Consider the following 10,134-nt stretch of genomic DNA (forward strand, 5'->3'; position numbering starts at 1 on the left):
GGTCAGAGTAGCGAGGGTTGGACGTTGAAGGACCTCAGCGACGCGAGGCCGTCGGCGTACCAGTGGATCTCGGTCAGCGTGGCCGGGCGGAGCTCCATCCGGAAGATGGAGGCCATCGGGGCCTGCAGGACCGAGCGGACCATCAGTTTGATCGGCGTCACGTGGGTGACGACGAGGACGGTCTTACCCGGGTGCCGGGTGAGCAGGCCGTCGCGGGCCGAGCGGGCGCGCCGGGCGCAGGCGTCGAAGGACTCGCCGCCGGGTGGCGCGACCGTGGTCGTCTCGAGCCAGGCGTTGAGCGCCTCCGGCCATTTCTGCTGGACGTCGGCGAAGGTGTGGCCGTCCCAGTCGCCGAAGGAGCACTCGATCCAGCCGTCATCGACCACGGTGTCGAGGCCGAGCTTCGCACCGACGGTCGCGGCGGTTTCGCGGGCGCGGCGCATTGGGGAGGTGACGATCGCGTCGATCCCGCCGCGGCGGGCGAGGAACGTCGCCGCTGCCTCCGCCTGGGCCCGGCCGTTGTCGTTCAGGGACGGGTCGTCGCCGCCGGAACCGGAGAAGCGCTTCTCGGCGGTGTGCGGGGTTTCGCCGTGGCGCAGGAAGATCAGCTGCGTCGGCGGCTCGAGCTGGGCGCCCCAGCCCTGCATGGCCTTCGCGAGATCCGACGGCTCCTTGGCGGCCGCGGGCGCGGGCGCCCCGACCTCGGGCACCAGCGGGATCGGGACGCCGTCCAGCGCGTTGTTGGCCAGCGCGTCGGCGGCCGAGTTCTGCGCGCGGGGCACCCAGGTCCACTCGGTGCCGAAGGGCGCGAGGCCCTGCGCCTTGATCGCCAGCGGCTTCATGTCCGGGTGCTTGATCTTCCAGCGGCCGGCCATCTGCTCGATGACGAGTTTGGAGTCCATCCGGACCTCGATCGAGGCGTTCGGCGCATACTCCGCGGCGAGCTCCAGGCCGGCGATCAGCCCGGAGTACTCGGCGACGTTGTTGGTCGCGATACCGATCGTCTTGCCGTCCTGCGCGATCACCTGGCCGGTCGCCGGGTCGCGGACGAGCGCGCCGTACGACGCCGGCCCCGGGTTCCCCCGGGAGCCGCCGTCCGCCTCGACGATCACGTGGGAATGGCTCATACCGCGCTCTCCGACGTCCGGACCAGGATGCGTCCGCACTCTTCACAGCGCAGGACGGCGTCCGGGGCGGCCGCCTTGATCGCGGTCAGGTCGGAGGGGGCGAGCTCCATCCGGCAGCCCATGCAGCGCTTGCCGACGAGCGGCGCGGCGCCGATGCCGCCGTTGTGCTCGCGCAGGCGCTGGTACTGCGTGACGAGCGCCTCGGGCAGCTCGCCGACCACACCGGCCCGCTGCTCGGCGATCCCGCCGCGCTGCTCGTCGAGCTCCTTGAGCTGGCCGTCGCGGCTGCCCTCCAGCTCGGCTTGCTTACCGGCGAAGGCCTCCGCGCGACCGCGCAACTCGGCCTGCACGGCCTCGGCCGCCTCCAGCTTCTCCATCACCTCGAGCTCGGCGTCCTCCAGGTCGGAGATCCGGCGCTCCAGCGAGCCGATCTCGTGCTGCAGGTTCTCCAGGTCCTTCGGCGAGCTGATCTGGCCGGAGTCGATGCGCTGCTGGTTACGGGCCCGGCGCTGCCGGACCTGCTCGACATCGCTGTCGGCCTTCTTCTGCTCCCGCTGCAGGTCGTCGACCGCGGTGTCGGCCGTGACGAGCTCGCGGTCCACCACCGACTTCTCGGCGATCAGCTCGGTCAGAGCCTGGTGCTCGGGGAGCGACTTGCGCTTGTGGGCGACCTGATCCAGCTGCAGGTCGAGATCCTGCAGGTCCAGCAACCGGCGTTGGACGGCGGGCTCGGCGTTCAGAGTCGGCTCCTTAGTTCGTTCAGTTTGCGCTCAGAGCCGCAGATTCCATGCGTCAGTACAGAGCGTCGAGATGTGAGTTTCCACCGTACTGCCTCGAGCTGCCAACCCTTCCCTCAGGAGCCGCTCCGCATCCCGCAACCACGGCCACTCACTCGCCCAGTGCGCGACGTCCACCAGCGCCGGGGCCCCGGCGTACGCCACCGCCTCCGTCGCCGGGTGATGCCTGAGGTCAGCCGTCACATAAGCATCAACCCCCGCGGCCCGCACCCGCGCGAACTCCGAGTCCCCCGACCCGCCAACCACAGCCACCGTCCTGATCATCCGCTCGCCGTCCCCCGCGACCCGGACGCCGTGCTCCGTCCGCGGCAGACCATCAGCCACCCGCTGCGCGAACTCCCGCAACGCCATCGGCTCCGCAAGCACCCCAACCCGCCCACCGCCACGCTCCCCCGCCTCAGCCACCAGCTCGATCAAGTCATACGCCGGCACCTCATACGGATGAGCCGCCCGCAAAGCCGCCAACACCGCCCGACGCTTAGAACGCGGCAACACCATCTCCACCCGCGTCTCCTGCACGCGCGACACTTCACCGACGCGCCCGATCGCAGGTGCAGAACCCTCCAGCGGGCGGAAGGTTCCTTCACCTCGCGAGATCCATGCGGCCCGGTCGTACTGGCCGATCTGACCGGCACCCGCGGCGGCTAGAGCGTCTACTACCTTCTCGGCATCCTCCACCGGGACGAAGGCTACGAGTTTGTCCATGGGGTCGGTGGGCATGGGGTTGAGGGGGCGCAGGTTGGTGAGGCCGAGGGCGTGGGCGAGGGCGTCGCTGACGCCGGGGTTGGCGTTGTCGGCGTTGGTGTGGCAGACGTGCAGGGCCGTGTTGGCGCGGATGAGGTCGTGGAGGATGCGGCCTTTGGGGGTGGTGGCGGCGACGGAGTTGACCCCGCGGAGGAGGAGCGGGTGGTGGGTGACGAGCAGGTCGTAGTCGCCGGCGATCGCCTCGTCGACGACCTCGCGCATCGGGTCGACGGCGAACAGGATCCGGCGTACGGGCTGGTCGGGGTCGCCGGTGACCAGTCCGACCGCGTCCCAGGACTCGGCCCAGGACGGGTCGTACAGGTGGTCGAGTACGGCGATGACGTCGGCGAGCCTCGGGTTCACGAGGCCCATCTTCGCAAACCCGCTAGATCAGCCAGGCTGTGGTGTCGCTCGGGAGTTTCGCGCCTTCGAGCGGGCCGCTGGACAGGACGACGGCCGCGTCGGGCAGCTCGACGGGAGCTTGGCCGAAGTTGGTGATGGACTGCCAGCCGCCGGGGCGGGTGAAGTGCAGGACCGCGTCGGGGCTTTCGTTCCAGGTCAGCGAGTTGGCGGTCTGGAGGCCGCGGCGGACGGCGAGCGCCTTGCGGTAGAGGCTCAGCGTCGACTCGGCGTCCGACTCCTGTGCTTCGACGGAGTACGCGCCGAACCATTTCGGCTGCAGCAGGTGCGAGCCGCCGCTGCCGAAACCGAAGGAGAGCCCGCCGACCGTCCACGGGATCGGCACACGGCACCCGTCCCGGCCCTTCTCGGCGCCCTTCGAGCGGAAGTACGCCGGGTCCTGCAGGTTGGCCGCGGGCAGCTCGCCGACCTCCTGCAGGCCGAGCTCCTCCCCTTGGTAGAGGTACGCCGAACCCGGCAGCGCAAGCATCAGCTGGACGGCGGCGCGGGCCCGGCGCAGGCCGAGCTCGACGTCGACCGTCGGCTCGGTCCCGTTGCTCAGCAGCCACGCCTTCCCGTCCTGCCACAGACCGGACGGATCCTTCGGCAGGCCGTACCGGGTCGCATGCCGGACGACGTCGTGGTTGGAGAAGACCCAGGTCGAGGAGGAGCCGTTCTGCTCGGCGAGCGCGAGGTTCGCCTCGATCACCTGGCGGAACTTGGCGTAGTCCCAGTCCGCCTGGAGCAGGTCGAAGTTGAACGCCTGCCCGAGCCCCTCCGCACTCGCGTACCGCGCCCGCCTAGCGGCCGGGACGAACGCCTCGGCCACGGCCGAGCGGGGCGGGTCGTACTCGTTCAGCACAGCGCGCCACTCGCGGTAGATCTCGTGGACGCCGTCCCGGTCCCAGAGCGGGTGGACGCCGTTCGACTCGGACTGCCGGGGCAGCTCGGTCTTGGACTTGAACGGCTCGCTCAGGTCCTTCACCAGGGCGTGGGCGACGTCGACGCGGAAGCCGTCGACCCCACGGTCGGACCAGAACCGCAGCGTGGTCAGGAAGTCGGCGCGGACCTCGGGGTGATCCCAGTTCAGGTCGGGCTGCTCGGCGGCGAACAGGTGCAGGTACCACTGGCCGTCGTCCGTCCGCGCCCAGGCGGAGCCGCCGAAGACGGAGTCCCAGTCGGCGGGCGGTTCGTCGCCCTCGCCGTCGCGGAAGATGTAGCGCTCGCGGGCCGGCGAACCGGGCTCGGCGGCGAGCGCCTCCTGGAACCAGGCATGCCGGTCCGAGGTGTGGTTCGGGACGATGTCGACGATCAGCTGGATGTTCTCCGCGTGCAGCGCCTCGACCAGGCGGTCGAAGTCGTCGAGCGTGCCCAGGCGCGGGTCGACGTTGCGGTAGTCGTCGACGTCGTACCCGCCGTCGGCCAGCGCGGACGGGTAGAACGGGCTCAGCCAAACGGCGTCGATGCCGAGCTCCGCCAGGTACGGGACGCGGCTGATGATGCCGGGCAGGTCGCCGATGCCGTCGCCGTCGGAGTCGGCGAAGCTGCGGGGGTAGATCTGGTAGACGACGGCCTGCCGCCACCAGTCGGGGTCGGTCGTCTGCGGACTCGTCACGAGGGCCTCACCTTGCCGAGTTGTTTATATAGACTCTAAATTTAGACTCTGCAGTATTCTGCGCGTGGTTCCTGACGAGGTCAAGAGGCGGCGATGGCGACGGATTCGATCACCGCGGCGGCGACACCGCCGCTGCTCCGCCGGGTGAACGCGGCGAAACTGCTCGGCGTCCTGTCCCGGGCCGGCGTGATGACGGGGACCGGCCTGATCGAGGCGACCGGGCTGACCCGGGCCACCGTGCACGCGGTCTGCAACGACCTGATCGAGATGGGCTGGGTCGTCGAGCTGGACCCGGGCCACTCCACGGTCGGGCGGCCGTCGCGGCGGTTCGAGTTCAACAGCCGGGCCGGGTACGTCCTCGGGATCGACATCGGCGCGGCCCGCAGCACCGTCCTGCTCGCCGACCTGCGCGGCGCCACCGTCGCCAAGGCCGGCCGCTCCCTCGCGGCGGTCAAAACTCCCGCCGAGCGCACCGAGCTCGTCGACGAGGCCATCGGCGAAGCGCTCGCCGCCGCCGGCGTCACCCACGCCCAGGTCCTCGCCGCCGGGATCGGCGTCGCCGCCCCCGTCGACCGCGCCGGGCACATCCTCGCCGACGACGAGTTCTGGCGCCTCTTCGACCCCGGCCTGGGCGCCCACCTCAGCGCCCGCCATCACTGGCCCGCCCTGCTCGAGAACGACGCCAACCTCGCCACCCTCGGCGAACACTGGCGCGGCGTCGCCCAGAACGTCGACGACCTCGCCGTCCTCCTCGCCGGCGAACGCTTCGGCTCCGGCCTGATGGACTCCGGCCGCCTCCTGCACGGCTCCCGCGGCGGCGCCGGCGAAATGCTCTACCTCAAACTCGTCGAAGGCGTCGGCACCACCCACGGCATCGCCCGAACCATCCGAACCGCCGCCGCCCAAGCCCTCGCCGACCCCACCACCCAAACAACCCTCCGACAGCTGCGAGCCCCAGCCGACGCCGGTGGAACAGCCACCCAGGACGCAGTAGCCGCCGCAGCCGCCGGCGGAGCTGCAGCCGGGGCCGGCACCAGTGGAACTGTCGCCCAGGGAGCAGGCCTGGTGGATACCCCCTCCGCCTCGACACAGCTGTCTGGGTCGACAACAGCTGCGGCGTCGGGGGGTGGAAGTGCCGCCGAGGCTGACACCCGTGGAGCTCTCGCCCAGGGCGCGACGGCTGAAGCTGCAGCCGGGGCCGGCACCGGTGGAACTGTCGCCCAGGGAGCGGGCCTGGTGGACAACTCCTCCGTCTCGACACAGTTGGCTGGGTCGGTGGGAGTTGCGGTGTCGGGGGTTTCGGCTGAGGACGTGTTCGCGGCGGCGGCGGGTGGGGATGTTGTTGCTTTGGGCATCCTTCGGGGGGTGGCTCGGCGGACGGCGCGGGTGATTGCGACGTTGGGGATCTTGTTCAATCCGGAGTTGGTGGTGCTGGGGGGTGGGGTGGCGGCGGCCGCGGGGGTGTTGGTGCCGGAGATCGAGGAGGAGCTGAGTGGGTTCACGACGACACCGCCGCGGGTGGCGGTGTCGTCGTTGGGGGATGCGATCGTTTCGGTGGGGGCGGTGCGGCATGCGCTCAACTACGTGGAGGCGCATGCGCTCGATCTGGAGCTCAGGCCGGGCGGCTGAGCGCCTGAGCGACGGCTTGCAGGACGACGACGTTGCGGCCGGTGGTGACCGCCGACGGGATGCCGTCGGGGACCAGGGCCTGGTCCTCGGGGATGCCGGTGCACAAGACGAAAGCGTCGGCGGCCGAACGCCCTTCGAGCAGCGCGCCGAGCGCCTCGCGAATCCACGGCGTCCGGACGGCGTCCTGGACGGCGACCACCAGTGGACGGCCCGAGGCCGCGGCGATCGCGGCTGCGACGCCGTCGGCGGACTCCGCGCCTTCAGCGTGATGCCGGCCGCGCAGGACGACGCCGTCCGATGACGGGATGACCTCGGCGAAGATCTCCGGCAGGCCGCTGAAGTACGGGTGCCACGCCGGGTGCAGCCCCTGCGCGAGATCGACGACGTACGGCGCGCCGCCCAGCGCGGGGAACGTCTGACCGGCGACCACCCGCTCGGCCACCTCACGCACCGGCGCCCCGTCGAACCCGGGCTGCCGCTTGCGCTCGGCGAGCGCCGCGGCCAGCGCCCGCACCCGCCCGGCCGCCTCGGCGACCCGCTCCCCCGGCAGCAAACCGTTGCCCACGGCATCGACAATGCGTGCGGTCAGCGCGGCGGCGTCCGCCGTCCCGGTCGCGATCATCGCCAGGTCCGCACCCGCGCGGATCGACGCGACCGCGGCGTCCTCGATGGACTGCGTCTTGGTGATCGCCTGCATCTCCAGCGCGTCGGTGGTGATCACGCCGCCGAAGCCCAGCTCGTCGCGCAGCAACCCGGTCAGGATCCGGTGCGACAGCGTCGCCGGCAGGTCGTCGTACGCCGAGAAGACGATGTGCGCGCTCATGATGACGTCGGCCCCGGCCGCGATCGCCGCCTTGAACGGCGCCAGCTCGACCGCCTGTACCTCCGCGATCGACCGATCCACCCGCGGCAGGTCCAGGTGCGAGTCGACGGCGACGTCGCCGTGCCCCGGGAAGTGCTTCGGGCAGGCCGCGATCCCGGCCTCGAGGACGCCCTCGATGAACGCGACGCCGTGCCGCGCGACCCGATCGGCCGTCGTACCGAACGAGCGGGTCGAGATGATCGGGTTCGCCGGGTTGCTGTTCACGTCGACCGACGGCGACAGCATCAGGTCGATACCGAGCGAGGCCAGCGTCGCGGCCGCGTCCCGCGCGGAGGCGCGGGTCAGGTCGACGTCGTCCAGATCGCCGAGCGTCCGCGGTGAGGACAGCGGCCACCGGTCGGCCGGCGCGAGGTGGCTGAACTCGCCGCCCTCGTGGTCGATCGCGATGATCAGGTCCGGCCGCTCGGCCCGCAGGCTGGACGTCAGCGCGATCACCTGGTCGGTGTCGGTGACGTTGCGGGTGAACAGGATGACGGCGCCGAGCCCGCCGGCGACCGCGCGGCGGAGGTCGTCGGAGGCGGTGGTCCCGGGGAGGCCGACGATGAGCGCGCCGGCGGCATCACGTGCCAGGTGATCGGTCATCCCCACACCCTCTCCCGGCGGCCTACGCGTTCGCCACCCCATGTCGGAAAACCGCCGTCGCGACGGCCAGGTCCTGCCAGGCCATCCCGACGCTCTTGAAGATCCGCCGCCGGCCCCGATCAGGCTGGACGTCGCCGCGCAGCACAGCCCCCAGCTCGACGACCTCCGCCGCGGTCAACGCACCGGCCTCGATCGCCTGGATCACATCCCCCGCCTCGGTCGCCAGCGTGGCCCGCGCCTCGACCACCACCTGCGCTCCATTGAACAGCGCCGCAGGCAGCTCAGCGGCCGTCGGCGTATGGGAGCCGACGGCAACAGCCAGTACGTCGTCCGCCAGCTCGCCCACCACCGGAGCGCTCGCTGAGGTGCAGCAGACGACCAGACCGGCCCGCGCGAGGTCGTCCGGCGTACCAGCTCGGACGTCGACGCCGAGAGCACTCGCAGAGCTCACCAGCTCATCGACCGCCTCGGCCCGGCGTCCGTGCACGGTGAACTCGCGCGACCAGCCCAGCTCGGCCAGCAAACGCAGGTGACTGCGAGCCTGCACGCTGGTCCCGACGATCGCCGTCCGGCCGGACGCGCCGCCGAGGGCCTCGATGCCGACCATTGACACGCCCGCCGTCCGGACGGCGGTCAGCTCGACGGCGTCGATGACGGCGACCGGAGTCAGCGTGGTCGCGTCGAACAGCGCGTACACGCCCTGCACCCGGGGCAATCCGAGCGTGCGGTTGTCCGGGGCAATGGTCGCGATCTTCACCCCGGTGAGCTGGTCGTCGGTGGCCGGCATCAGCAGCAGCTCGCCGCCGGGCGCCGGGAACGCCGACCGCGGCGCGCTCCGCTCCAGGGTCGCCGGATCGGCCGCCGCCGCCCGGATTCCCGCCACGATCCGCTCCGGCGGCACCGCCCGGACGTCGTCCGCGGTGAACTGCGCCGGCGTCCCCAGTCCTGTCACGCGACCACGGTCTCACAGCCGCGCCGCAACCGGTTCGGAAGTGGTCTGAACGCCATCGTTGTCAGGCCATGTCAAGGGCAGGCGAACGCTCGTTTATGCAGGTTCGGCGCAGATTGGTTCCGATCTCCACTCGCCGATCTGGCCGACTACAGATAACGTTGTCTCTCGACATTGGCCGCCCCCGACGGAGCCCATCACGTGACAGCGCAGCGCACCCGCCACTCCGGCCCGGAGTCGTCCCCGCACGGACCGGATGCGGTTCTCGGGATCGACATCGGCGGCACGAAGATGGCCGCCGCGCTGGTCTCCGCGGACGGGACGATCCTCGTCCAGGACCGGATCGCGACCCCGGCCGGCAGCGGCGCCGAGGTGTTCGCGGCGCTCGCCGTCCTGGTCGAGCGGGTGCGCGGCGACGCGAGCCCGATCGCGGTCGGTATCGGCTCGGCCGGCCCGCTGGACGCCGTCCACGGCCTGATCTCGCCCGTGAACATCCCCGGCTGGCGCAACTTCCCGCTGGTGGACCGGGTCCGCGAGCTGGCCGGCGTCCCGGTGACGCTGGGCGTGGACGGGCACTGCTTCGCGCTCGGCGAATTCTGGACCGGCGCCGGCCGGGACGCCGACACGTTGCTCGGCATCGTCGTCTCGACCGGAGTCGGCGGCGGCATCGTCCTGAACGGGCGGCCCCTGCTCGGCCAGTCCGGGAACGCGGCTCATATCGGCCACGTCGTCGTGGACCTGGACGGCGAAGCCTGCGCCTGCGGCTCGTTCGGCTGTGTCGAGACCTACGCGAGCGGCCCGCGGATGGTCGCCCGGGCCCAGCGCCGCGGCTGGCGCTCCAGCGAGCAGGTGGACGCCGCCGTCCTGGCTGCGGACGCCGCCGCCGGGGACGAGCTCGCCCTGGCTGCCTTCGACGACGGCGCGCAGGCCCTCGCGGCCGGGATCATCGCGACCGCCGTGACCGTCGACCTGACCACGGTCGTGATCGGCGGCGGCGTCTCGAAGGCCGGCCCGGTGTTGTTCGACCCGGTGCAGGCCTGGGTCAAGCGGCTCGCGCAGCTCCCGTTCGTGACCGAGCTGAGCGTCGTCCCGGCGCAGCTCGACAACGCGGGTCTGCTCGGCGCGGCCCACCAGGCGTGGGCCTCGATCGGCTGAACAGCCGCCTCGTCCGGCAAAGGTTTGAGCGCGCAATTTTGCGCAATTCTTACCAATTAGTGCGTTTCGTGTAACGACGACTGCGTTCCCCACGATGCAACGGATGGATGGGGTGGGGGCACGTCATCCACGGTTGGTCGAGGGGGGCCTGGACCAACCGGGCAAGGTCGGTCGATGGGGGGCCGTGGACCGACCGGAACGCGTGTGGCGGCGGAGGGGAGACCATCCGCCGCCCCCGCGTTCGGGGGCCGCCA

General features: G+C 71.4%; 8 protein-coding genes. 2 read left to right on the forward strand and 6 right to left on the reverse strand.

Annotated features, from left to right (window positions below; all coding sequences use genetic code 11):
- Positions 1-2 precede the first annotated feature (2 nt).
- Genes ACZ6ZD_RS18755 through ACZ6ZD_RS18770 form a run of 4 tightly spaced genes read right to left on the reverse strand, consistent with a single transcriptional unit; the run spans position 3 to position 4,682 of the window.
- A complete protein-coding gene (locus ACZ6ZD_RS18755) occupies positions 3-1,127 on the reverse strand; it encodes a bifunctional RNase H/acid phosphatase (protein WP_465673691.1) in 1,125 nt (374 codons plus the stop codon).
- Entirely contained in the window at positions 1,124-1,837 is a 714-nt protein-coding gene (locus ACZ6ZD_RS18760) for a zinc ribbon domain-containing protein (RefSeq protein ID WP_465673693.1), read from the reverse strand. The genes ACZ6ZD_RS18755 and ACZ6ZD_RS18760 overlap by 4 nt, the downstream gene beginning before the upstream one ends.
- A gap of 60 nt (positions 1,838-1,897) precedes the next feature.
- Positions 1,898-3,031, reverse strand: a complete 1,134-nt coding sequence (locus tag ACZ6ZD_RS18765) for a Nif3-like dinuclear metal center hexameric protein (RefSeq protein ID WP_465673695.1) — start codon at positions 3,029-3,031, stop codon at positions 1,898-1,900.
- Between the two features lie 22 nt (positions 3,032-3,053).
- Positions 3,054-4,682: a glycoside hydrolase family 13 protein gene (locus ACZ6ZD_RS18770; protein ID WP_465673697.1), complete on the reverse strand. Its 1,629-nt coding sequence runs from the start codon at positions 4,680-4,682 to the stop codon at positions 3,054-3,056.
- 93 nt (positions 4,683-4,775) lie between these two features.
- Between ACZ6ZD_RS18770 and ACZ6ZD_RS18775 the strand changes: the two genes are divergently transcribed.
- Positions 4,776-6,311: an ROK family protein gene (locus tag ACZ6ZD_RS18775; protein ID WP_465673699.1), complete on the forward strand. Its 1,536-nt coding sequence runs from the start codon at positions 4,776-4,778 to the stop codon at positions 6,309-6,311.
- Here ACZ6ZD_RS18775 and nagZ read toward each other — a convergent pair.
- The gene (gene nagZ, locus ACZ6ZD_RS18780) at positions 6,295-7,776 is read right to left on the reverse strand and encodes a beta-N-acetylhexosaminidase (RefSeq protein ID WP_465673701.1); all 1,482 of its coding nucleotides are present in this window, start codon (positions 7,774-7,776) and stop codon (positions 6,295-6,297) included. The genes ACZ6ZD_RS18775 and nagZ overlap by 17 nt on opposite strands.
- 22 nt (positions 7,777-7,798) lie before the next feature.
- Positions 7,799-8,728 (reverse strand): ornithine cyclodeaminase family protein, encoded by a 930-nt coding sequence (locus ACZ6ZD_RS18785; RefSeq protein WP_465673703.1) that lies wholly within the window; start codon positions 8,726-8,728, stop codon positions 7,799-7,801.
- Between the two features lie 198 nt (positions 8,729-8,926).
- Here ACZ6ZD_RS18785 and ACZ6ZD_RS18790 point away from each other — a divergent pair, with 198 nt between their 5' ends.
- The gene (locus ACZ6ZD_RS18790; RefSeq protein ID WP_465673705.1) at positions 8,927-9,880 is read left to right on the forward strand and encodes an ROK family protein; all 954 of its coding nucleotides are present in this window, start codon (positions 8,927-8,929) and stop codon (positions 9,878-9,880) included.
- Positions 9,881-10,134 lie beyond the last annotated feature (254 nt).

Source organism: Kribbella sp. NPDC104218 (assembly GCF_055584105.1).

Excerpts from the sequence above, each read along its gene's own strand:
- nagZ (WP_465673701.1), bottom strand. The coding sequence starts at position 7,776 with ATGACCGATCACCTGGCACGTGATGCCGCCGGCGCGCTCATCGTCGGC.
- ACZ6ZD_RS18775 (WP_465673699.1), top strand. The coding sequence starts at position 4,776 with ATGGCGACGGATTCGATCACCGCGGCGGCGACACCGCCGCTGCTCCGC.
- ACZ6ZD_RS18755 (WP_465673691.1), bottom strand. The coding sequence starts at position 1,127 with ATGAGCCATTCCCACGTGATCGTCGAGGCGGACGGCGGCTCCCGGGGG.